Source organism: Pseudomonas sp. H3_C08 (assembly GCF_054669455.1).
The window spans coordinates 6,146,377-6,170,214 of the sequence record NZ_CP162803.1; the positions used below are offsets into that span (position 1 = coordinate 6,146,377).

The following is a 23,838-nucleotide window of genomic DNA, read 5'->3' on the forward strand; positions in this document are numbered from 1 at the left end:
TGTCGGCAACGCTGTAAAATGCTGTAGACCAAAACGCTAATAGTTTTTCTGTGGTAATGGTTTAAAACTAAAAAATATCTAAGAGCCAGCACGAAAACCCGAAGGTTTCGCTGTTCTAAGGGGCAGTGTCGTCGCGGCGGTTATCAACTAGGTAGGTCAGCCTACCCAAGGAGCGAAACGAGGGCAGGGATGTGCTCTACTGCGTCCGGCAGACACAGTTCTCGGGTGCTCGGCTGGGCAACTTGTGCAGGGTTGACGTGCACGACGCAGGCACCTGGGCGACGCGCAATGATGGGGATCTCGGCGGCCGGGAGGACCACGCCCGACGTGCCGATAGACGGTAGGACATCGCATTCTTTCGCGGCTAGAACTGCGCTCTTCCACGGTGCGGTCGGCAGATCTTCACCGAACCACACGACGCTTGGGCGAAGTTTTCCTTTACAGCGTGCGCAGCGCGGCGGCTCGATCCTAAGGCCCTCACTGGCGACCGGCTTTTCGAAGGGGAAGATAGACGGGGTTCGATGGCAGGCGAAGCACTTTGGCTGCCCAAGGCTTCCATGCAGATGGATGACATTTGTTGAGCCGGCGCGGTCATGAAGATCGTCGATGTTCTGGGTAACGACAGTCACATCTCTGTATCTGGCCAACTGCGCGATTGCGAGATGTGCCGCATTCGGCGCAGCTGCTGCAACTTGGGCCCGTGGCCACAGGTACCAGCCCCAAATCAGCGCTGCGTCCTCGCGAATCGCGTTGGCGGTCTCCAGCTTTTCCGGATTATGACGCGGCCAGATGCCCGTCAACGGCTCGCCCTCCCATTTTCAAATTTGATTAACGCCACGCTTGCTTTCACCCGTCAGTAATTCCGCGCGATCCTGTCGGGCGCAACGCTATTTAGTGTATGTGCGAATCTTTTCGTTGGGCATGGGTGTAGGTGTGGCGACAGCGGCGACGCCGGCGACAACCCACGTAGGTGTGGCCTGGGGAATGGCGACAGAAGTGGCGACAGTCGCCACTTTCTCAGCGCATTGACCGTGACACTTGACCGCCTTTTCGTGTGGGTATAAAAAATTGGCGCACGGATCGCTGTCGTTGACAGCGCCAGCCCAGGTAACCAGAACCTTGAAGGCTACGGCACTCGCGTGGTGGTTCTTCCCCAAGTGCGATTAGCGTCCGGCGGCTCGCACTGTCACTCCCCAAGAGTGATGGATGCCTACTCGACCAATCTGCCCATGCGGCAGACGATGGACCTTCCTCTCTGCACTGCGACAACGTCACCTCTCTGCAAACTTCGCTGCGCCAGACTGCGTCCGTCTCTTTCTCCTGGAAAAAGACGGACGCTCGTAGCGCTGCTGCAAGCCACGTCGTACAGGGCATTGCCGCAACTCTCCTCGTGACAATCGGCCTGACAAATCCGATCGTCGCCATCCGCAACGACACAGGCATCGGTGCCGCAGCCAATGGAAAGGCTGCGCCTGACTGACAGTCAGGCATGCCCCAGGAGCCTAGGTCTTTGCCTTCTCCCACCCATGATCTCCAGGTACCGAACTCGTCAGCCGGCACAGCCTCCACCCGCCCGCATCTTCGGATGCGCCAAGGAGGTCAGGTTCATGGGTTCATGCCCTTGCTCCCGGTTGTGGATGCGGAGATTCTATCTGAGGGAATACATATTTTCTGTTACCTCCGAGTTGCTTAAGCGTTTCTAGTATCCAATCGCAGTAGTGATTGATCGAACGCACTATCTTGCCCGTTGCCAAAAATCGCAAAAAAATCACCTGTCGAAGGACAGGTGATTTTCGTGTTCAGAATCGCTGAGAGAACTATAAGAAGACTTTCATCGCCCCAATCAAGATGCCGATCGTCACGGCGAGCATGGAAGCCATACGAATGGACAACTTGAGATCAGATTTGGCGATCTCTGCAGTCAGCCGATGATTAGTATTAGCGATTTCAGCAGTCGCCTTGCCGATTTCAGCAGCGAGACTTGCGAGATCACTTTTCGTCGCGAGTAGTGTGAGCATGTCAGATTCCAATGCTTGGATAACAGCTTCGGCTTTGAGCTCAGGTACGTCGATTGCGCGCAGTGCCTGATACATCGCCAGTTCCATTTTCATTAAGGCCTCCTAAAACAAAAAAAGGCCTTCCCCACGACGGGAAAGGCCCGTCGTGGGTGGGAAAGTCATGCTTCCATCGACATTCAAGTCGACTGTCCGCGCTGCCGGAAGCTATGCGGTCATTTGGTGGATCCTGCGGAGAACCGCAGCGCCGTCTTGAAGATCCTGGCGGCTTGGGTGCTGAACTAATCAGCTAGATGCATAGCAAAAGTGCCCCTGAGGACTTCGGCTGTCAATCCGGTAATCGGTTTTCGACTGTTTCCTAATGTTGTATGAGGCTCCTTCCTGCCTGCGCTCACCACCACCTTCAGACTCGGGTTGTTGAGGATCGACGTCGAGCTGCCTAAATTATCGGCCGAGGTACGTAGCGGTAATTTGGGTTCTCTCATGCCCGAGTTCACGGCTGATAACTTGTCGAGCAATACGGTCTTGAGAACGCTGCACTAGGGTCAATTCCCTGGAGGAGATTCCTCCTGCCGCCGGTGCCTTCCATCCTGTTAAAGCTACATAACGGCTTTGGGCATAATGATGACGCAACCCATGCATGTGGCTCAGACCTGCTGCCTTGCACTGACCATCGTAAGTATTTCTCTGCTGGATATACGTTTTCTGAGCCGGGATTAATGAGTTGGCTCCCGCTAACTGATGTGCCGCGTTCAGCACCTCGCGCTGTTGCGAAGTAGTGATCGGAACAGAGCGATCACGCCCACCCTTCGTCCATGAGCCCTTGAGGAGAATGTGATCTTTTTGATCCGCATACTTGGGCTGAAATTTGATCGCTTCCTCACGGCGTAATCCAAACGCGGACTGAAGCCGGAGGCTCATGCGCACATGGGCATCGGTGATCTTCTCAAGGTCTGTTCCCAGTTCCTGAGCTTTGCTGACGTTAGTGACGAAGCGCCGTTCTGCCACACCCAGTTGCGTGTTGTCCGCGGGTAGAATGCCAGCCTTGCCGATTTTTTCAGCCCACCATCGAAGGTGTGCAAGCCGATTTTTGATGGTGCCGGGTGACAGGCCTTCGCCTTGCCAGCGATCCAGCAATGCCAGTACGTGTTTGCCCTTTAGCGACGGGGCTTTCATCTGCCGGAAACCAGACTCGCGCAGTTGGCGAGCGATCAGCCCCAATGAACGGATACGGTCGGCCTGAGTGTTGTGACTGCCATCGCGATTGCGCCGGCAAAGTTGCCGCAGGGTGTAGGTCAAATCGTCCATATCCCATCCACTCACTGGCTTTGTTTTGTGCTGTTGTCCTGTCCTGAAAATCATCGGTAAGTGTTGGTGCCAACTCGCTAGGCGAGATCCCCGAAGGGCAGGGGCATGGTGTTCAGGAAACACCGGTGTCTCGGCTGAGACGTCCGTCTTCCTTCCTGCTGGAAGGTCGGACGGAGATGGAGCGGGATGAGTTAGTTTTTAATGTTGATGAGTACTCCAAGGAATGGATGGGATTGTTAAGTGGAAGCAGTTGGCATTGCGCAAAGGTCCGCTATTTGGGGCAACGTAGTAGCGGCATATTAGGGAATAGGTCTACAGACAAAGGCGGCTCCATCCCATGGATATGGGTCGGTATGCTTCTGGAACCTTGCATACCTGGCTAACTCCATCCTGTTGGATCAGCGCTCGCAGGAGTCTTGCGCTTTTGGGATGACGACTCTCGAACCTGTCGTCTTAGGTTTTTGCTGGGCCAGTGTATGGGGGCATCATCATGTATGCCGCACGTTTTAGGAGTCAGGATTTGCCCGTGATGTTGAGGCGTCGGCGGGGCCGTCACTGCGGTTTGCAGTGACGGCCCGGTTCATTTGGGTTGCGCGTTTTCGGGTAGGCGCATACATATCATTGCCTGAGGGACTGACGCGGCCTTCGGCCTTGTCGGCTCCCTGCTCAGGGGCGGCATGGTTCCCAAGCCACGCCTTTACAGGGAGCTTGTGTGAGAAACGAGGGCTGCGCGAGCAAGCATGAGCATTCGGGTGGGGAGGGCTATAACCAGCAACCTGACGCGGGAGGCATGGCTGAAGATTCGTAAAATTTGTAGATGCCTCCTTTGGGTCTTCTTGCCAGTGAACAGCTTCACGCGAAGAGATGAATCTAACGTCCTCTCAGTTGACCAACGTCGCCTTTCCAGCGCTCGCAAACTACGAAACCTTTTGAGTGCGGCAGCACCGGGCGGCTTGAATCTATCTCTTTCAATCAAGCTTCGGCAGGTCTACTCCCATCTTGATCAGCATCGCTGTGCGGGAAAAGGACACTTACATAAAGCGTGCGGTGGCGAGTTTGTCGCAGGTTCTGTTAGGCGAATACTGGCTACTAATGGCCGATAGCAGCCGCTAACAACTGCCGATATCGGCCAGCAGGGGTATACGCCAACGCCTACTTTTCGTCGAAAGGGCCTCTCAATTCGGTGAGCGGCTCAGCGAGAGTTTCATTTCAGAGTCAGTGCGAGCTGGTTCGTCACATGATCATTTGCTGAGGCCTCTGTACTGACGCAATTATGGCAAAATTGCCTGACCAACAAAGGAGCTGCAAATGACCCACGACGCAAAGGAAGCCCTACACCTCATCAATTTGATTCTGGCGATTTCCCCTGTTGCCTGTATCTTGCTCATCTTTGCCTGCGCCAGCGGTGTTTCAAAAGAAAAACACGCAACCCTCTATAACTTTGCCTATCATCTTGATCCGCGGCAAGGGCTCGCCTCTCAATGGCCGTTGCGCTTTTGGCTGACGACAATCCTCGTGTATTTCCTAGCTGCGGGTTATTTGTGTTGGGCGCCGTATACTTTGTCGTTTACACCGGAAGGATTCGATACATTCATCGATATCAGCAAGTTTCCTCTCGCATTACTTTCGTTAACGATTCCCGTCGGCGTTTTCATTAGCAGGTTACACAGTACCCAGCAGACGGCGGCGCAGATAGAGGCGACCGACATGAAGAACCGACTGGATGCCTTTCATGCACAGCGTAAAGGAATAGTTGAGTACATTGCATCGCTTGGAACCATCGAGCTGGCGCATCAAGTGTCTCTGAAGATCCAGATAAACCAAGCATTCCATTCGGTGGTCTTTTGTAACTCAACCCACGAAACAGGTGCGCTGGAAGCAGATGAGCGGGTGATGAGGCAGGTTATGTGGCAGGTAGAGTCAATATTGGATGACTTGGCGCGGCTCATACCATCCTTTGAGCCTTTGAAAGACCGTACCTCCAAGAAGCCCAAATCAAATGACTGCGGAATATATCTTGAGCTGGTGAAGTCGGTAAACGACCTATGCGCAAAACTGAGCGTTACCGACTATGTAATAAATCCGCAGCACAAACGTACGACGTTCAAGGCAATACTCCCAGGAGGGAAACGAGAGCAGCATGTCCGACTGCCTGGTAACTATCATGAGCTGATCGCTATTCTGAACTACTGCGTAACGATAAGTTACTATGCGATGGTTTCTGAAAATCGTAGCTGGAGAGGTCTGGAGATTCGACTACAGATGGAGCAGCTCAAGCAGCAACTGTATACGTTGGGGCTTGAGGTGTTGCATTATAATGATTCCATTAAGTCTTATTCGACCGAGACGATCATTTATCCCAAGCTGATATCCGAAGCGGTCAGCGCACCTTAATAATTTGGCTCTGCATTAAAGGTCGTAATAATACGGGTGTAAGAGGCCTCGCCGTAGGAAACGTCCGCTCTTGTGCAAGCACCGCCAACAGCCCGCCCGACCAACCAATGGCGGACGTCCAGTTTAAGGCAAGGTTTATACGTAGATAAGCACCCAGATGTACCATTGACGCTACTACGTGCCTTCTCCACCCCCTCAGTAAAGCTCAAATCGGGTATGCATAATATTTCCAGAAAACTGAGCTGTTCGAAGGATTGCTCGCTCACTCACTTCGGAATTTCTCCAATCCACACATGCACCTAGCTAGGCATCGCGGCCTAATCAAAATTGCCTGAGCTATCCAGTGACTGGTACCCAAGAAATAAAAAACCACCTGTCCTAAAACAGGTGGTTACCGGTGTGGCTGGAAGAGAGACTTTGTCAGTGGATAAAAGCAATCCCACCTAAGAGAATCGCCACCCCAAGGGAGAGCATCAAGCCAATATCTACAATGAGACTCACCCGAAACCGGGATAGCTCTGCCCGAAGTTGTGCGAAGTCGGAATCAGATGTACCTACAGTAGATAAATGCATATCAGAATCCATCGCTTGGATAACTGCTTCGATTCGCTGCTCAGGCACGTTGATCGCCTTTAGGGCTTTGTAGACTGCCAGTCGATTTTTCATTAAGGCCTCCAAAATGAAAAAAAGGCCTGCCCCAAGACGGGGAGGCCCGTCTTGGGTGGGGAAATATCATGCTTCCGTCGACATTCAAGTCAACTATTCGCGCTTCCGGAAGCGATGCGTTTTGGGAGGATCCTGCGGGAAACCGCAGTGCCGTCTCGAAGATCCTGGCGGCTAGTGTGAGCTTGTAAATTGCATCCACTGACATTTGCCGTCAATCCGAAAACCGGCTATCAAGTGTTCCCTAATGTTGGGCAAAGGGTCATTTGCGTCTGACACTTTCGTCTTCTGATTTTGGTTCAGCGGGCAAGCCTTTGATCAGTCAGCAGTTGGAGATAGCCATCGTCATGGTGCTCACGCTGATCGATCCTCACCCTAATCATCCATTTTCATTCGTTTGAAGGAAGAGAAGCACAGCTTTCCAGCATCCGTTGACTTGCTCCAGCTGATGCCAGTGTCTCGGTCGGATGTGCAGAGTGTTTTCATGGTGGTGCAGCACCACCCCGTCATTACGCAATTGCTGGATGAGCAGTTTGATGTCGACACGGTCTGAGTTGGATGTGGCGACAGCGGCGACACTGGCGACAACCTGCGGGATGCCACGGTTGGCATCTGGCGACAGATTGGCGACGGACGTGGCGACACATCGCAGGACTGGGGGTGTCTGATTTTTCGATTGGAAGCGGCGTACGGCGTCATTCAGACGGAACACGACACACCTCAAAAGTCTTGGCATCTTGGCTCTTCACGCAGTTCGCTGTGAGTAGCTCAACGAGGAGCGTGGCGGTGTGCTTACAGCTCTTGCGTGCAAAGCGAGGGCCGTTGCGATTGATGTCTCGGATGGTAAAGCGGGTCCAGCCTTTCTGTTTCAGCCAGCGTAACAAACGATCCGCTTCTTCTCTTAGAGGGTTAACCGGCTCTTGCTCAGTCAAGCGCTGGATCTCGGCGAGGTAATAGTCCATTAGCGTTGAAGCGCGCTGAATATGCTCCTCGTTCAAGGCAGTGGCTTCTTCGATCACCGCCAGAACCCCCGCGATGCGCAGAATATTGGCAGCAGCTTTACTCGCGACGGACTGAACGCCGGCCAGCTCACCGAACTCGCCAGACTGGCACTCTATGGTGTCGTGAATATCAATCCAAGCCACGCGGGCGCTGTGCGTCAACTCCAATGTCGTGAGCTTGAGTGATCCGTCCTTGTTGGTCGCTAACGGTTTCTTCAGCAGATCAGTGATATGCGTTTGGTAGCGTTGGATCTTGGGGTCTTGCGTCAGATCCACCGCCTGGTACAGGCGCTGACCGATCAAACGTTCAGGCCAACTGATCAGGAATCTGCCGAGCACACCTTGGCCATTGATCATTGGATCTTTGAGGAATTGGTGAGCCAGGCACGGCTGCAGCATCAGATGCATGCTGAGACGACGATCATAGGCTCGCAGGCTTTCCCCGGGCGTGGACCGTGTCCGGTCAATGGGACTGCCATCCCAGATTTTCGACAGCGTGGTGATTGCTTTGAGCTGGTTCTCTTTACTCATGGTGCTGCCACCGAGGAATTGACCACCTTCGTCATTGAACAAGCCCATGCTTGGTAGCCCATAACACAAGTTTTTTGTGAGGCCTTCGATGGTAGGGTCGGTGGAAATCAGTCTGGGCTGGACGGGGTCGGAGAGTTCACAGATTTCATGCTTTGCCTGTCGCTGAGCCTTGGCCGCAAGGCGGATGGCAGATTGGTAAGCATTGAGCTTTTCCGTGTACACAGACCACTGCTCTCGCTCCCAGTTATGTGCTGCAGAGAGAGCTTGATGGTCCACTGCACTTTTACGGTCGCCTGATGATGCGACCGTTAGCAAATACAGAGACAGCGGATAGGTGCGGCCATCGAGTTGTACGTTGCCGTGGCCTTGAGTCACTAGAGCCGCAGTGGCCAGCACCGATTGTGCTGCCATGGCTATCGGTGCGCCGATGACCTCTGCCATCCGTTCTACCGCGCCTCCCAGGAGTTCACCGAGTGCTTCGACCGGGTAGGTCAATGGTTGGGGCCGATAATCCAAGAGAGGGCTCGGTGGATCGCATTTTTCGCACAATTGCATCGACAACAATCTCCTAGGACGTCAGTTTTTTCATCGTTACTGAGGAGAAAGCACGCCGATGCGTCGGAGTTTCAACGCTCTACAATGCTCGGAATCGTCGTCACCTGCTCCTCGTGAGGCGTTGGTGTACTCCGCGCTCGACTCGCGATCAACCGGGACATCGGGGAGCGCAATTGACGTGGAAGACCTTGGATCTCGGTAGCTCTAGATAGATTTATGACCTTTTGTAAGATCGTCGAGCGAGCCACTTCAAGCGTTGCTGCGAAGCCTTCCCGACCGCAGCGGCGTTAGCGGAAAAGTAGGATCGATACTGGTGGTGGCGACGACCGCCAGTGTGTCGCCTCGCCCGTAGTCAGATCAGACGAGTGTTGTCGCCGCCGTCGCCATCAATTTGAATCTGATTAACGAATCGAGACGACTTTCTGGCTTCTGTTTTCATGGATTGCTGCGATTGAAAAGTCCCCTGTGGCCGCCTTTTGAATGTGCTCGCTCCACCAGGCCATCATTGGGCGTCGACGCTCAATGTAGTCCGCGCGGTTGTAAGCGCTTCTAACCTCATCTTTGTCGACATGAGCCAGGGCAACCTCAATCAGTTCGGCATCCCAGGCATGCTCGTTCAGGATAGTGCTCGCCATGGAGCGCATTCCGTGGCTTACGAGTCGCCCCTCAAACCCCATCCGCTTCAGCGCCATGTTGGCGGTCTGGCTGTTGCAATGGGTGCGTGGATTACGGTCGGCAGGAAACACGTACTCCCTGTGTCCGCTGTAGGGCTTGATGGCTTCCAGAAGCGCCAAAGCGTGCTCCGTGAGCGGGATGATGTGTGTGCGGCGTTTCTTCATGCGCTCCGCTGGGATCGTCCAGATCTTCTTCTTGAGATCGATGTCAGCCCATCGGGTGGTCGCAGCTTCTGCAGGCCGAGTCATCGTGTGGAGTTGCCACTCGATGAGGCACCGGGTGGTTCTTTTGATGCTGGCGTTGGCAATTGCCACCATGAGTTCATTGAGCTCATCGGGGGGCAATGCCGCCATGTTTTTCTTCTTTGGTTTTTTAAAGACCGATCGAATTCCGCTCAGGGGGTTGGCATGAATGAGTCCGTAGTTCACCCCGTAAGTCATGATTTCGTTGAGGCGTTGGGTCAGGCGTTTGACCGTTTCCAAGCTGCCTTTGGTTTCAAGTGGCCTAAGCAACTTGATGACCTGAGGCGCGCTGATTTCAGAAATCGGGGTCGCTTGTAGATCCGGGAAGATGTGCAGCGTGAGCGAGCGCCAGATGTCTTCAGCGTAGGCGGTTGTCACGGAGTCTTTCTTGAGTTCAAACCAGGCTGTCGCGACGTTTCGAAAGGTGTGCTCTGTCGCGGCTTTTTTCGCTTGGCGATCTGCATCACGTTGCTCTTTCGGGTCGAGTCCTTGGGCAACCAGCTCCCTGGCTTCAACCGTGCGTTTTCGCGCATGAGCCAGGCTGAGTTCCGGGAATGTTCCCAGTCCCATGTTGATCCGTTTCTTGGTGACGGGATGGATGTAGTTGAAATTCCAAAGCCTCGAACCGTTGGTTCGGACTCGTAACTGAAGGCCGTCGCCGTCGGTCAATGTGTAGTCTTTGTCCTTAGGCTTGGCGGCTTTGATTTTAAGGTCTGAAAGGCGTGTGGCTCGGGCTCCCATGGGTACTCCAACGCTGTTTGTGTATTCCAAAATTTACCAGTCACGGGCTTGGAATACGCCTTGGAATACATTTCAAAATGGATCTGCCTGAAGCGCTGTGGAGCTCAATGGCCCTGAAAACCCCGTATTTACTGGATTTCAGGCACAAAAAAAGACGTCCGTGGACGTCTTTAGATGATGAAGTGGTGGAGCCGGGGGGATTTGAACCCCCGTCCGCCAGTACTCCGCTGTCGGTACTACATGCGTAGCCGTTTCTATTAAGTTAACCCTCAGCGACCCGAAGGGCAGGGTGCTTTGGGCGAGTTGTGTAAGTTTTAGCCGCTTCGTCCACAACGTACTGCACGGCGATTCTGTTCTATATGACAATCATTTTGGGTTTACAGACATCCCCTGATGATTGCTGGACCCGAAGGTACCAGGAGCATTGTCAGCTGCAATTAAGCAGCGAGAGCAACACCGTATTGGTCGTCATTGGCAACTATAAGTAGTTGCAACAGTGGATTTACGACTTCTGTTACCAAGTCGGCATGCACCTAGAGTTTCGCAACCGGCGTCGAATCCTAAACGGCCCCGAACTCATTGCTCAGTACATCTGTTTGAGCAACAAGCCTGCGCAGTGTACGCCAATCAGCCCGCAAGGCCAACCCGAAGGTTGGCCGGGAAGCTGATCAGTTGTTGGTGCCGGTGGATTTGCGCAGTTCCACGATGGTTTGCGAGGTTTCCGCAATGCAATCGTCGATCTTGCCTTGGGCCTTGAGTGCCTTGGCCTTGGCCACACTGGTTTCAGCGCGCTGACTCAGTTCCGGATTCGCTGACAGCTGCCCCTTGCCATTCTCAATGGTCTGAATATTGGCATCACACAGGTCAGCAGGCTTGCCGTCAGCAAACGAAGCGGACGCCATCATCGATGCAGTAACGAACAGACCTAACAGTACAGAACGTTTCATGTGTATCTCCTTGAACCGAGTGGGTCCAGACTTCGCTGGCCGTCAGGACGGGCAACCGTATGGAAGAAAAACCCCGATCAGTCGGGGTTATTCTGTGGACTACAGTCGAACTCAAGGGTTCTATTTTTCTTCAGCAGGCCTTCGCCCGGGTCACGCGATCCACCAGATAGACCAGTCCGTGGTAGTCAATTCCGCCATGTTGCGTCAGACCGATCTCACAAGTCCGACTGGTGGAAATTCCCTCGCTGCAATGCTGCACGGCATCCTTGAGCGTGCGCAGCGAATGGCTGTTCAGCTCCGGCGTGGTGAAGCCTTTGTCGCCGGCAAACCCACAGCAATGAATGCCTTCCGGGATGACCACGTTGTTGCTGCACTTGCGCGCCAGATCGATCAACGCCTGGCTTTCGCCCAGATGTTGCGTGCTGCAGGTCACGTGTACGGCAATCGGTGCCTCTTGCGGGGTGAAGTCGAGTCGATCGAGAAGGTGCATACGAATGAAGCGCACCGGGTCGTACAGATCCAGACGGGTTTCTCCTACGTCCTGAACCAGTCGCAACGTGCACGGACTGGTGTCGCAGTAGATCGGATCGAGTCCGCCGCGACTCGCATGCAGCAGTGCGCTGATCAACTCTTGGCGTTTGTGTTCGGCCTGTTCGGTGTAGCCTTTTGAGGCGAAGGGCTGGCCGCAGCAGAGATTGTCCTGATTGTCCGGGAACACCACTTGGTAGCCGGCCTTCTCCAGCAAACCACGGGTTTTGTCGTAGAGCGACATTTGCTCTTTGTCACCCGCCGCCGGCCCCATCACTCGCGATACACATGCGGCTAGATAGACCACACGCGGGCGCTCGTCCGACACGCTGGGGCTGAAGCGAATGGCTTTCTCCGGTTGCGGCATCGCATTCGTCCACAACGGCACCTGGCCTTTGGACAGGCGCGTAATGGTTGCCGAAAGTTTCGCCAGACGCGGTGCACCGAGCATCATTCGTGCGCCGTTGGCCACGTGCAGGGTGAAGCGTGCGCCTTGCAGGGTCTTGGCGAAATTTCCTTCGATCCAGTCAGCGGTTTTCTGATGCGTTGCGTGTCGGGCTCGGAGTTTTTTCACCAGCTCACCGGTATTGATGCCTACAGGGCAACGTTGCGCGCACAGACCGGTCGCGGCGCAGGTGTCGATGCCTTGGTACTCGTAGGCTTTTTCCAGTTCGCTGGTGTCGACACCTGCACGTTTTTTCGCCTGAATATCGCGCCAGATGACGATGCGCTGGCGCGGGCTCAGGGTCAGTCCTTTCGACGGGCAGACCGGTTCGCAGAAGCCGCACTCTATGCACTTATCGACAATCTCGTCGGCTGCTGGCAGCGGCTTCAGATGTTTGAGGTGGATCTGCGGATCTTCGCTGAGCACCACGTCGGGATTGAGAATGCCGTTAGGGTCGAGCAGACGTTTGAGCTGCCACATCAGTTGATAGGCGTCGCTGCCCCATTCCAGTTCCACGAATGGCGCCATGTTGCGCCCGGTGCCGTGTTCAGCCTTTAACGAGCCGCCGAACTCCACCGCCACCAGTTGCGCGACGTCGTCCATGAACGCTTGATAGCGTGCGACTTCTTCCGGGTTGTTGAAGCCTTGGGTGAAGACGAAGTGCAGATTGCCTTCCAGTGCGTGTCCGAAAAGGATCGCTTCATCGTAGGCATGTTTGTCGAACAGCTCGATCAGGCGATTGACGCCGATCGCCAGTTGTTCGACCGGGAAGGTCACGTCTTCGATGATCACCGTGGTGCCGGTTTTGCGCACTGCGCCCACGGCGGGGAAGGTGTCCTTGCGGATCGCCCAGAGCTTGGCGTTCTCGGCAGGGTCTTCGGTAAAGTCGACCTGCTTCTCCACTGGGAAGCCGCTGAGCGACGCCATGATCTGCGCCAGTTGTTCCTGCAGCAAAGTGGAAGATGCGGCGCGGGATTCGATCAGCAGCGCGCAGGCATTGTTCGACAGCTGTTGTACGAAAGCGGGCATGCCCGGTTTGTCTTGCACCGAGCGCAGGCTGCGCCGATCCAGCAGTTCTACGGCGGACACCGGTTGGCTTTTCAGTACGGTGACCGCGTTGCAGCAGGTTTCCACATCCGGAAACACGATCAGCGCCGAGGCCTTGTTCGGGTGATCGATCACCGTGTCGTAGGTCACCGCGCTGATAAAACCGAGGGTGCCTTCGGAGCCGACCAGCAGGTGGCTCAAGATATCCACGGGCTCATCGAAATCCACCAGGGCGTTGAGCGACAGGCCGGTGGTATTTTTCAGACGGTATTTGTGGCGGATTCGCGCAGCCAGTTCGGCGTTGGCGCGGGTCTCGCGACCTAAAGTTGCCAAGCGCTCAAGCAGATCGCCGTGGCTTACGCGGAATGCCGCGACACTGGCCGCGTCTTCGGTATCCAGACGCGTGCCATCGGCCAGCACCAGCCGAATCCCGGCCAGCGTGTGGTAGGTGTTTTGCGCGGTGCCGCAGCACATGCCGCTGGCATTGTTAGCGACGATGCCGCCAATCTTGCAGGCGTTGATCGACGCCGGATCCGGGCCGATCTTGCGCCCGAACGGTGCCAGCCATGCGTTGGCCTGTGCGCCGATCACCCCGGGTTGCAGACGGATTTGCGTGCCTTGGCCGCGAATCTCGCGGGCGTTCCAGTTATCCCCAAGCACGATCAAAACAGAATCGCTGATCGCCTGACCGGAGAGGCTGGTGCCCGCCGCACGGAAGGTCACTGGAACATGGTCGCGCTGAGCCAGTTTTAGCAGCGCCACCACTTCATCTTCGGACTCGACGCGGATTACCAGCTTCGGGATCAGTCGATAAAAACTGGCATCCGTACCAAAGGCCAGAGTCGATAACGGGTCATCAAAACGGCGCTCGGCTGGAATCAGTTGTTGCGCATCACGCAGGAAATTTACCGGAAGCGTCATTGGTCCTCCAGGATCAGCACCACGAGGTCTTTCGGGCCGTGGGCGCCGTAAGCCAGCACTTGCTCGATGTCCGCTGTTTTCGACGGGCCGGACACCAGCAACGCATTGGTCGGCATGCCCTGGGCCCACACGAATTCCTCTTGCACCTGATAGAAGTTGTCACGGATTTCGCTGGCCTTGAGCAGGGCGAAATGCACCGGCGGTACCAGGCTCATCAACCGCGGTTCTTCGCGGGTTGGCCAGAGGATCAGGCTGCCGGTGGCGGCGATGGCACCGAGGGTGCCGGTGAGGCTGGCCGGGGTGTCGTTGAACAGTTCGGCTTTCCACTCTTCCATTGGTCGGTCGTAGGATTTCAGTGTCGGTAGATCAGGATTGTTCGCCCAATGCTGTTTGATTTTCTGCCCGTGCGCTGTCGTCGGCGCGATCAACAAACTCGGCAACTGGCGGTCGCGCAACAATTGTGCGAGCAACGCCGGCCATTCTTCGCCCGAGGTCAGGTGGATTTCGGTGTGCACCGCTTCCATCAATTTGCGCAGTTGCGGGATGCGTTGTTCGGCGCTGTAGGTGTAAGGCTGCGTCACTAGTTCGACATCGAAGTTGTCGGCAATCGGTGTGGCGCCAGTCAGACTTTTCCGCAGCTTGCCGAGGATATTTTGCTTGGCGCTCATCAGCGGTCTCCCTGTTTGGCCAGATGCTCGCGGGCCATGTCGTGCAGTGAGCGGGCAGCGGGTTTCGGCGCGCTGTGGTTTTGTGTCCATGGGCCGACATTGCTCGGGGTCAGGGCACGCAGGCGCGTGGCGAAGAAGCCGAACAATCGATACAAGGTCGGCGAGCTGTTGAGCCTGGCCCAGGCGTTCCAGATGAAACGTTCCTTGCGCGAATACTTGCTGCCCTGACCGCGCATCACTTGATTCGGGCTGTCCGGGGCTTTGACGTTCTCTTCGCGCAGGCGTCGCAGGATTGCCGGAATCGGAATTTTTACCGGACAGACTTCGCCGCAGGCACCGCACAGCGATGATGCGCTCGGGTGATCGGGGACTTTGGCCAGACCGACCATGTGCGGGGTGATGATTTTGCCGATCGGTCCCGGGTACACCTCGCCATAGGTGTGGCCGCCGACGCGGGTGTAGACCGGGCAATGGTTCATGCAGGCGCCGCAGCGGATGCAGTTCAAGGTCTGACGCAGTTCACTGTCGGCGAAGGCCTGACTGCGACCGTTGTCGAGCAACACCAGATGCACTTCCTGCGGGCCGTCGAGTTCGTGCTCCTTGCGCGGGCCGGAGATCATGTTGACGTAAGTGGTGATCGGAATGCCCAGCGCCGAACGCGTCAGCAGTGACAGCAACGGCACCACGTCGCGTAGGTTTTCCACGACTTTTTCGATGCCGGTGACGGCGATGTGCACCGGCGGCACGGTGGTGGTCATGCGCCCGTTGCCTTCGTTTTCCACCAGCAGCAGGGTGCCGGTTTCGGCGACGGCGAAGTTGACACCGGAGACGCCGATGTCCGCTTCGAAGAATTTCTGCCGCAGGACTCTGCGACCGATCTGAATGAGTTGGTCAACGTCCTTGGTGTATTCCACGCCAAGTTTGTCGTGGAACAAGGACGCGACCTGACCGGCATTCTTGTGGATCGCCGGCATAATGATGTGTGAAGGCTTCTCGTGGTCGAGCTGGACGATGTATTCCCCCATATCGGACTCCAGACATTCAATGTCCCGAGCCTCGAGGAAATGGTTCATCTCCATCTCTTCGCTGACCATCGATTTGCCCTTGATCACTTGCCGCGCCTCGTGAGCGCGGATGATCGATAAGACGATGCCATTGGCCTCGTCCACCGTTTCCGCCCAGTGCACTGTCACACCGTTGCGGGTCAGGTTCTGTTCCAGTTGCTCGAGCAGGTCGGGCAGCTTGGACAGCGCGCGGGCCTTGATCGAATTGCCCAGTGCGCGCAAATGTTCTCTTTCGTGGGCATCACTGAAAGCGGCTGCCCGCTTGACCATCAGTGAGTCCATGGCAGTGCGGAAATTGTTCCGTAGCTGCTGATCGCCCAAGGCATTGTGTGCCCGGGTGCGGAAATCTTCTTCTACGGCGACCGTAGGAATAATCGCGGAAGTGCTCATTGCGCACCTCCGGTTCGTTGCCACAAGAAGCTCGCGAGATGTTGCCCGCGCAGCGCTTCTTTTTGTTTCTCCAATGCGCCGTTGATGTTCATCAAACAGCCACAGTCGGCGCTTAACACCTTGTGCGCGCCTGAATCCTTCAGCGCTTGGGTCTTGTCAGCCACCATCGCGCCGGAAATGTCTGGCATACGGACGCTGAATGTCCCGCCGAAGCCACAGCATTCGCTTTCGTGGTCGTGGTTGACCCGTTCCACGTTGCTCAACTGCGCCAACAACTCGCGGCCGTGCAGGTGGGTGTTCATTTCCCGCCGTGCCGAACACGAAGTGTGCAGCGCGACTTTGACCGGTTCGCCGCTGTCCTTGAGCTGCACCTTGCAGACGAACAGCAGAAACTCGGCCAGTTCATAGGTGCGGGCCGCGAGGGCCTGAACCTGTTTCAACGTCTCCGGCTCGTCCTTGAACAAGTCGGCGTAATGCTCACGCAGCATGCCGGCGCAGGAACCCGACGGCACCACCACCGGATAATCCCCGGCAAACAGCGCCAGTTGCGAGCGCGCTACCGTCCGCGCCTGCTCGGTGTAACCCGAGGTGTAGGCCGGTTGGCCGCAGCAACTCTGCCCTTGCGGATACTCGACCCGGATCCCTTCGCGCTCCAGCAAGTGGATCGCGTCCATCCCGGCTTCGGGGTAGAACAGGTCGACCACACACGTGCCGAACAGGTAGACCCGCGACGGTTTCTCGCTGGGGTATTGCCGAGGTTCGGGCAGTGGCGGTGCCACGCGGGTCGCGTTTGGCACAGCGTTGTAAAAAAGCTCGCTCATCAGGCGTGTCTCCGGGTGGGCCCGGTTATCCGTCTGTGACGGCTGCTGAATATAAAGAGCGTTGCTTTCAGCAGCCTTACAGACCGGGTTGTGAATTGCTGACGCCGAAATCACGGATCGGCGTCGGTTATTTCTGTTTCGCGTGTAGGTTTAGTGCACCAGCATGCCGGTGAACCAGTAGGCCTGAGCCAGGGTGATCAAACCGACAATCGTTGCAAAGAATAGGCTGTGCTTGAGGGTGAAGCGGAACAGATCCGACTCCTTGCCCACCAGACCGGTCGCGGCGCAGGCCACGGCGATCGATTGTGGCGAGATCATCTTGCCGGTCACGCCGCCGCTGGTGTTCGCTGCCACCAGCAGGGTGTCATTGACGCCGATCTGGTGAGCGGTGGTCGCTTGCAGCGAGCTGAACAGGGCGTTGGATGAAGTATCCGAACCGGTGAGGAACACGCCCAGCCAGCCAAGGAACGGTGAGAAGAACGGGAACGCCGCGCCGGTCGCTGCCAATACCAGCGCCATGGTCGAAGACATGCCGGAGTAGTTGGTGACGAAGGCGAACGCCAGCACCATGCCGATCGACAGGATGGGCCAGCGCAGTTCGTAGAAGGTCTCTTTCAAAGTGGTCAGACCAGTTTTGAAGTTGATCTTCAAGACCAGCATCGAGATCAGCGCGGAGAAGAAAATCGCCGTGCCGGTCGCGGAAATCGGGTCGAGTTTGAACACCGCTGGAATGGCGGTAGGGGTGGCCACGATGGGCGCGGTTTTGATCACTAATTGATCAAGGTGCGGAATCGCGAAGTTGAACACCCAGCTGTACATCGAACCGCCAGCGGCGAACATCGCTTTGAAAGGCTTCAGCGTCCAGATGGTCACCAGTACGGTGAGGATCAGGAACGGCGACCAGGCTTTGAAAATTTCCCCGAGGCTGTAAGGCGAAGCCACAGTGGTGCGCTTCTGGCCGAAACCGCCGACGCTGGCGGTGATCGCTGCGCTCGACGTGGCGCCGGCGATTTGCGCGCCTGCGGTGCGTTTTGGCTGCCAGATTTTCAGGAACAGGGTCAGCGATATCAGGCTGGCCAGCGCCGAGGTGATGTCCGGCAATTCTGGCCCAATGAAGTTCGAGGTGAAGTATTGGGTGATGGCGAAGCTCAGGCCTGCAACCAGCGCAGCCGGCCAGGTTTCACGTACGCCGCGCAGGCCGTCCATCATGAACACCAGCCAAAACGGCACGAACAGCGACAGCAACGGCAGTTGGCGACCGGTCATGGCGCCGATCTTGAACGCGTCGATACCGGTGACTTGGCCGGCGACGATGATCGGGATCCCCAGTGCACCGAACGCTACCGGTGCGGTGTTGGCGATCAGGCACAGGCCAGCGGCGTACAGGGGGTTGAAGCCCAGTCCGACCAGCAACGCGGCAGTAATCGCCACGGGCGCACCGAAACCGGCGGCACCTTCCAGGAACGCTCCGAAGCAGAAACCGATCAGCAGCACTTGCAGGCGCTGGTCGTCAGTAATCGATAACACCGAGCTGCGAATGACCTCGAACTGACCACTTTTGACCGTCAGTTTGTAAAGGAACACCGCCGCGACAATGATCCAGGCAATCGGCCACAGACCGTAGGCGAAGCCATATCCGGCAGCGGCGAAGGCCATGTCGACCGGCATGTGGAACGCGAAGATCGCCACGGCAATCGACAGGGCGAGGGTGATGCTCCCGGCCACGTGGCCCTTGAGGCGGAACACCGCCAATGCGAGGAAAAAGAACACGATGGGAATGACGGCCGCGAGTGCGGACACGCCGAGACTGCCGAGCGGGCTGTAGAGCTGTTGCCAGGTTTGCATATGGGGTGGCCCCTAATTGTTGTTGGTCAGGCACTGTCAGCGTTCTTGGATAATTGGTAAGACCAATTTACAATCGCTGTTGGCTAGGGTAAAAGCCTTGGTGTCGGTGTGTCAATTTGCCGCTCTAAAACTTTTGTCGAGCAAGCGGTGCAGATCGCATCTGATCTGGTTTGCGCAAGTGGCGTCTGGTAGATGTCGGCAAGGCGCCGATAGGCCAGAATAGAGAGCCCGGCGAGCGGTCGGGATCGTGGAGAAATGAGTTATGGGGTTTGATCAGATTCGGCAGCGCCGTTTGTCTGACGATATTGTCGAGCGACTTGAGGGGATGATCCTCGAGGGCACGCTGAAGTCCGGTGAGCGGCTGCCAGCGGAGCGCACGCTGGCAGAACAATTTGGCGTATCACGGCCGTCGCTGCGCGAAGCGATTCAGAAACTGGCGGCCAAAGGTCTGCTGGTCAGTCGTCAGGGCGGCGGCAACTATGTCGTGGAAAGCCTCGGCTCGACGTTCAGTGATCCGCTGCTGCAGTTGCTCGAAAGCAATCCTGAAGCACAGCGCGATCTACTGGAGTTTCGGCATACTTTGGAGGCATCGTGCGCCTATTACGCCGCATTGCGCGCCACCGATGTCGATCGTGAGCGGCTGACCGCCGCGTTCGAAGAGCTGCAGGACTGCTATTCGCGTCACGATGAAGTCAGTCGGGCGGAGGAGGGCGCGGCGGATGCGAAATTCCACCTGGCAATTGCCGAAGCCAGCCATAACGCCGTGCTGTTGCACACCATTCGCGGGCTGTTCGATCTGCTCAAGCGCAACGTCGTCACCAACATCGGCGGCATGTACAAGCAGCGCACGGAAACTCGCGACATGCTGATTACCCAGCATCGGGAATTGTATCTGGCGATTATTGAAGGTCGCGCGGAGCAGGCGCGAGAAGTCTCCAGCCGACATATCTTGTATGTGCAGGAAGTGCTGGAAGAGGTGCGGCAAGAGGTTCAGCGCATGGCCCGGGCGGAGCGGCGCAAGGGGATGTGATCAGTTGTTTTTGTGTTGATGCTGCAATAGCTTTCGCAAGCAAGCTCGCTCCCACATTGAAATGCATTCCAAGGTGGGAGCGACGGTGCGACGATTCGACCTGCTCGCGAATACGCTTTAAAGGCAGAAGAAATTAGTCTTCCTTGCCCTTGTTGCGCACCGCACGCTGCAGTTCACGACCGGCGTCGCGCTCACGCTCGGTATCACGCTTGTCGTATTCCTTCTTGCCCTTGCCCAGAGCAATTTCGCACTTGACCATGTGCTTGCTCCAGTACCAGGACAGGCAGACGCAGGCGTAACCCTTTTGCTGCACAGCGGCGGCGAGCTTTTCCAGCTCGCGGCGGTTGAGCAGCAATTTGCGTGTGCGCACCGGGTCAGCGATGACGTGGGTACTTGCGGTCATCAGAGGCGTGATGTGGCTGCCGAGCAACCATGCTTCGCCATCCTTGAGCAGAACATAGCTGTCGACCAGCTGTAGCTTGCTTGCCCGCAGACTTTTTACTTCCCAGCCGGCCAGGACCAGACCAGCCTCGAACTTGTGCTCGATGAAGTAATCGTGTCGCGCCTTTTTGTTCTGCGCGATGGTCCCTGTTGGGTGTTTCTTCTGTTTAGCCATAGGGGCGGCATTATATGGAGATAAACCGCCGTCGGCTACGGTGTTGCTGCGTGCTTGAGCAGGTTGAGTGAATCCCGGACAATGCGGCCTCTTTTTCTAACGCTTGGGCGTGATAAACGATGTCGACAGACAAGGTTTCTGTCCACGGCAGTTGGGCTAGCCGCTGGGTATTCATACTCGCCGCGACCGGTTCGGCCGTGGGACTGGGTAGTATCTGGAAGTTCCCCTACATGGTCGGGGTCTACGGCGGCGGCGCCTTTGTGCTGATGTTTCTGGCGTGCATCGCGCTGATCGGCATCCCGGTCATGCTCGCTGAAACCCTGATCGGCCGGCGCGCCCGCCAGAGTCCGGCGAACGCCTTGAAGGTGCTGGCGCTGGAAGCCGGGCACTCGGGCAAATGGTCGTGGGGCGCATTTGCCGGGATGATCACGGCATTGTTGATCCTGTCTTTCTATAGTGTGGTCGGCGGCTGGTCGCTGGACTACATTGTCGACATGGGCCGCGGCGACTTCCAGGGCGCCACAGCCGATCAGGTCGGCGCTTATTTCGGCAATGTCATCTCCAATCCATGGCGTCTGACACTTTGGCATACGATTTTCATGCTGCTGTCGGCCTTCGTCATCGCCAAGGGCGTGGTCGCCGGGCTTGAGCGCAGCCTGCGCATCATGATGCCGCTGCTGTTCGTGATGATTCTGGTGTTGCTGGGTTACAGCATGACCACCGGGCATTTCATGGAGGGCGTGCATTTCATGTTCGACTTCCACCCGGAAAAAGTCCTCGACGGCTTGTTGCCGGCCATGGGGCACGCGTTCTTCTCGCTGAGCGTCGGTGTCGGTTCGATCATGATCTACGGTGCTTATATGCCGAAGAGCTCATCGTTGTCGGGCACCGTTGTCGGCGTGGCACTGCTCGATACCTTTGTTTCGCTGATCGCCGGTCTGGCCTTGTTCCCGATTGTATTTGCCGGAGGCCTGAACCCTAGCGAAGGGCCGGGGCTGATGTTCGTCAGTCTGCCATTTGCCTTTGGTAACGTGGCGTTCGGTCAGTTGATGGGCGTGGTGTTCTTTGTGCTGGTGGCGATCGCTGCCTGGAGCTCGGCGATCTCCCTTCTGGAACCGATGGTTGCCTACTTGGTTGAGCGCACCAAAGTCAGCCGCGCGTGGGTGACTTTCTGGCTTGCCTTCACTTGCTGGTTCGTCGGTCTGGGCACGGTGTTCTCCTTCAATATCTGGAAGGAAGCCAAATTTTTCGTGAACGAAGGCGGGATGTTCCATCTCTACCAATGGGGTGCGCAGAGCGGTCTGGACTTCTTTGGTGTGATCGATTTCTTCACCTCACGGATCATGCTGCCGCTCGGTGGCCTGTGTTTCGTGCTGTTTGCCGGATGGGTGATGGGGCGTGAAGCGGTACGCGACGAGTTGTCGATCCGCAATCCGCTACTGTTCGCCCTGTCTTTGTTCTTGATGCGCTACGTGGCGCCCATCGGCATTCTTGTAGTGTTTGCCGCTCAGCTCTGGAAGTAACGCTCACATGACGACACATATTCAACGATCGGCGTTGCTGCCGTACCCGGCGCAATTTCTCTACGACCTGGTCAACGACGTGGCGCGCTACCCGGAATTTCTGCCGTGGTGCTCCTCGGCGGAAGTGCTGGAAAGCTCGCCGGAGCATATGCGCGCCAGTGTTGGCGTGGCCAAGGGCGGCCTCAGTCAGCATTTCGTGACGCGTAATACGCTGGTGCCGGGGCAGTCGATTGAAATGAACCTGGAAGAAGGCCCGTTCAATCAGTTGCACGGCGTCTGGGTGTTCAAGGCTTTGAACGAGAAGGCCTGCAAGATCAGTCTGGATCTGTCGTTCGATTACGCCGGGCCGCTGGTACGCGCGACGTTGGGGCCGCTGTTCAATCAGGCTGCGAATACGCTAGTGGACGCGTTCTGCCAGCGCGCCAAGCAGATGCATGGTTGAGCCGGTGATCGAGATAGAGGTGGTATACGCGGCGGTGGATCGTCAGGTATTGCGCTCGTTCAACGTCAATGAAGGCGCGACGGTGCGGGCTGCGGTGCTTGCATCGGGTATCTCTAGCGAGTTTCCAGAGTTGAATCTGGCGGAGTGCCCGCTGGGCATCTTTGGCAAAGTGGTTGCTGACCCGGACTCGCGGGTTATTCAGGCAGGGGAGCGCATCGAGATTTATCGCCCATTACTTGCCGATCCGAAAGAGGTTCGGCGCTTGCGAGCGGCCAAGGCTGCCGAGGCCAAAGCGCGAAACGCGTAAAAAGCCAAATCGCAGTCAATAAAAAACCCGGAATTTCCGGGTTTTTTATTGCGTCGCAAATTATTGCGGCGAGGTGTCCAGCGGCTCTGGTGTTGGAACCGGAACGGTTTCCACACCATCGACGTCCTTCTGGATCTGATCCAGCAAGGAACCTGGTTTGACCGGTTTTTCCGGTTTTGGCTTCTCGGCGTTTTCAGCAGGAGCGGTCACGGTCGTGCCATTGTCCTTGCCGAGAATGGCTTCATCACGGCTTACGCCCGGCATAAAGTCACCGGACAGGCTGACAAGCTGGTCGTTTGAGTTGAAAATAACGCTGATGCGTTCCTGTTGGCGTTCACCGCCACCCGGTTGCAGGCTGTACAGATAATCCCAGCGATCGGCATGGAACGTGTCGACAAGCAGAGGGTTACCCATGATAAACCGTACTTGCGGCCGGGTCATTCCCGGGCGTAACTGGTCTATCATGTCCTGCGTGACGACATTGCCCTGCTGGATGTCGATTTTGTAAACCCCGGGGAATGAACAACCGGCGAGTGCGAGCAGTCCCACAAAGGTGAAACTGGTTAGCAAGAGCTTGGTGTTTTGCATCGGTGGGCGACTTCCACTATCTTGGCTGGGACAACGTAAACGCCGATCATACCCGCATTAAGAGAAGCTGCGAAGCAGCATCGCGAGAAAGCTGACCATGGTTGAAAATAGCGAACTACGCAAAGCCGGCCTCAAAGTGACCCTGCCACGGGTCAAGATCCTGCAAATGCTCGACTCTACAGAGCAGCGTCACATGAGTGCCGAGGACGTCTACAAGGCGTTGATGGAGGCTGGTGAGGACGTCGGTCTGGCCACGGTTTACCGTGTTCTGACCCAGTTCGAAGCGGCTGGCCTCGTGGTCCGTCACAACTTCGACGGCGGCCATGCGGTATTCGAATTGGCCGACGGTGGCCACCACGACCATATGGTCAACGTGGAAACCGGTGAAGTCGTCGAATTCGTCAGCCCGGAAATCGAAAAGCTCCAGAAGGCAATTGCCGAGGAGCACGGTGTTGATCTGGTAGATCACAATCTGGTGCTGTACGTGCGCAAGAAAAAGTAAGCATGTCGCGCGAATTTCACATTCGCGAA

General features: G+C 56.4%; 21 protein-coding genes and 1 other RNA gene. 6 read left to right on the plus strand and 16 right to left on the minus strand.

Annotated elements, in window-relative coordinates; translation table 11 throughout:
• Nucleotides 1–161: 161 nt before the first annotated feature.
• The 3 genes from AB4N74_RS27865 to AB4N74_RS27875 all read right to left on the minus strand — a co-directional run bounded on the left by AB4N74_RS27865 (nt 162) and on the right by AB4N74_RS27875 (nt 3,323).
• Nucleotides 162–800 carry a Sir2 family NAD-dependent protein deacetylase gene (locus AB4N74_RS27865; RefSeq protein WP_460097864.1) on the minus strand — a complete coding sequence of 213 codons (639 nt, stop codon included), beginning with the start codon at nt 798–800 and terminating at the stop codon, nt 162–164.
• Nucleotides 801–1,817: 1,017 nt separating this feature from the next.
• Complete coding sequence (locus AB4N74_RS27870) at nt 1,818–2,111, minus strand: hypothetical protein (protein WP_024617742.1); 294 nt, start codon at nt 2,109–2,111, stop codon at nt 1,818–1,820.
• Between the two features lie 348 nt (nt 2,112–2,459).
• Nucleotides 2,460–3,323, minus strand: coding sequence for an integrase domain-containing protein (locus tag AB4N74_RS27875; RefSeq protein WP_460097865.1), 864 nt, complete (start codon nt 3,321–3,323; stop codon nt 2,460–2,462).
• A gap of 1,308 nt (nt 3,324–4,631) precedes the next feature.
• Here AB4N74_RS27875 and AB4N74_RS27880 point away from each other — a divergent pair.
• A complete protein-coding gene (locus tag AB4N74_RS27880; RefSeq protein WP_460097866.1) occupies nt 4,632–5,717 on the plus strand; it encodes a hypothetical protein in 1,086 nt (361 codons plus the stop codon).
• A gap of 420 nt (nt 5,718–6,137) precedes the next feature.
• Here AB4N74_RS27880 and AB4N74_RS27885 read toward each other — a convergent pair whose 3' ends face one another.
• From AB4N74_RS27885 to AB4N74_RS27935, 11 genes are all read right to left on the minus strand, one after another.
• Entirely contained in the window at nt 6,138–6,383 is a 246-nt protein-coding gene (locus tag AB4N74_RS27885; RefSeq protein ID WP_460097867.1) for a hypothetical protein, read from the minus strand.
• A gap of 376 nt (nt 6,384–6,759) precedes the next feature.
• A complete protein-coding gene (locus AB4N74_RS27890) occupies nt 6,760–7,092 on the minus strand; it encodes a hypothetical protein (RefSeq protein ID WP_460097868.1) in 333 nt (110 codons plus the stop codon).
• Nucleotides 7,076–8,467 carry a YfjI family protein gene (locus AB4N74_RS27895; protein WP_457461753.1) on the minus strand — a complete coding sequence of 464 codons (1,392 nt, stop codon included), beginning with the start codon at nt 8,465–8,467 and terminating at the stop codon, nt 7,076–7,078. Before AB4N74_RS27895 ends, AB4N74_RS27890 begins: the two co-directional genes overlap by 17 nt.
• 401 nt (nt 8,468–8,868) lie before the next feature.
• Entirely contained in the window at nt 8,869–10,125 is a 1,257-nt protein-coding gene (locus AB4N74_RS27900; RefSeq protein ID WP_460097869.1) for an integrase domain-containing protein, read from the minus strand.
• A gap of 183 nt (nt 10,126–10,308) precedes the next feature.
• Nucleotides 10,309–10,697: a transfer-messenger RNA gene (ssrA, locus tag AB4N74_RS27905) on the minus strand.
• Between the two features lie 96 nt (nt 10,698–10,793).
• Nucleotides 10,794–11,072, minus strand: a complete 279-nt coding sequence (locus AB4N74_RS27910; protein WP_460089852.1) for a hypothetical protein — start codon at nt 11,070–11,072, stop codon at nt 10,794–10,796.
• Nucleotides 11,073–11,202: 130 nt separating this feature from the next.
• Entirely contained in the window at nt 11,203–14,013 is a 2,811-nt protein-coding gene (locus AB4N74_RS27915) for an FAD-binding and (Fe-S)-binding domain-containing protein (RefSeq protein WP_460097870.1), read from the minus strand.
• Complete coding sequence (locus AB4N74_RS27920) at nt 14,010–14,681, minus strand: LutC/YkgG family protein (RefSeq protein ID WP_460097871.1); 672 nt, start codon at nt 14,679–14,681, stop codon at nt 14,010–14,012. The genes AB4N74_RS27915 and AB4N74_RS27920 overlap by 4 nt, the downstream gene beginning before the upstream one ends.
• Nucleotides 14,681–16,135, minus strand: a complete 1,455-nt coding sequence (locus AB4N74_RS27925; RefSeq protein ID WP_007915200.1) for a LutB/LldF family L-lactate oxidation iron-sulfur protein — start codon at nt 16,133–16,135, stop codon at nt 14,681–14,683. The genes AB4N74_RS27920 and AB4N74_RS27925 overlap by 1 nt, the downstream gene beginning before the upstream one ends.
• Entirely contained in the window at nt 16,132–16,956 is an 825-nt protein-coding gene (locus AB4N74_RS27930; RefSeq protein ID WP_099757966.1) for a (Fe-S)-binding protein, read from the minus strand. Before AB4N74_RS27930 ends, AB4N74_RS27925 begins: the two co-directional genes overlap by 4 nt.
• A gap of 150 nt (nt 16,957–17,106) precedes the next feature.
• Nucleotides 17,107–18,801 (minus strand): lactate permease LctP family transporter, encoded by a 1,695-nt coding sequence (locus AB4N74_RS27935; protein ID WP_427120045.1) that lies wholly within the window; start codon nt 18,799–18,801, stop codon nt 17,107–17,109.
• Nucleotides 18,802–19,063: 262 nt separating this feature from the next.
• Between AB4N74_RS27935 and AB4N74_RS27940 the strand changes: the two genes are divergently transcribed.
• Complete coding sequence (locus AB4N74_RS27940) at nt 19,064–19,831, plus strand: FCD domain-containing protein (RefSeq protein WP_007915207.1); 768 nt, start codon at nt 19,064–19,066, stop codon at nt 19,829–19,831.
• A 133-nt stretch (nt 19,832–19,964) separates the two neighbouring features.
• Here the strand turns inward: AB4N74_RS27940 and smpB are convergent, their stop codons facing one another.
• Entirely contained in the window at nt 19,965–20,447 is a 483-nt protein-coding gene (smpB, locus tag AB4N74_RS27945) for an SsrA-binding protein SmpB (RefSeq protein WP_007915208.1), read from the minus strand.
• Between the two features lie 119 nt (nt 20,448–20,566).
• Here smpB and AB4N74_RS27950 point away from each other — a divergent pair, with 119 nt between their 5' ends.
• Genes AB4N74_RS27950 through AB4N74_RS27960 form a run of 3 tightly spaced genes read left to right on the plus strand, consistent with a single transcriptional unit; the run spans nt 20,567 to nt 22,719 of the window.
• Nucleotides 20,567–21,970 (plus strand): sodium-dependent transporter, encoded by a 1,404-nt coding sequence (locus AB4N74_RS27950; protein WP_093435729.1) that lies wholly within the window; start codon nt 20,567–20,569, stop codon nt 21,968–21,970.
• Between the two features lie 7 nt (nt 21,971–21,977).
• Nucleotides 21,978–22,412 (plus strand): type II toxin-antitoxin system RatA family toxin, encoded by a 435-nt coding sequence (locus AB4N74_RS27955; protein ID WP_003221509.1) that lies wholly within the window; start codon nt 21,978–21,980, stop codon nt 22,410–22,412.
• On the plus strand, nt 22,405–22,719 hold the full coding sequence (locus AB4N74_RS27960; protein WP_460097872.1) for an RnfH family protein: 315 nt from the start codon (nt 22,405–22,407) through the stop codon (nt 22,717–22,719). The genes AB4N74_RS27955 and AB4N74_RS27960 overlap by 8 nt, the downstream gene beginning before the upstream one ends.
• A gap of 60 nt (nt 22,720–22,779) precedes the next feature.
• On the opposite strand, the gene AB4N74_RS27965 is transcribed toward AB4N74_RS27960, so the two are convergent.
• Complete coding sequence (locus AB4N74_RS27965) at nt 22,780–23,307, minus strand: outer membrane protein assembly factor BamE (protein ID WP_093435741.1); 528 nt, start codon at nt 23,305–23,307, stop codon at nt 22,780–22,782.
• A gap of 97 nt (nt 23,308–23,404) precedes the next feature.
• Between AB4N74_RS27965 and fur the strand changes: the two genes are divergently transcribed.
• Entirely contained in the window at nt 23,405–23,809 is a 405-nt protein-coding gene (gene fur, locus AB4N74_RS27970) for a ferric iron uptake transcriptional regulator (protein WP_003221515.1), read from the plus strand.
• Nucleotides 23,810–23,838 lie beyond the last annotated feature (29 nt).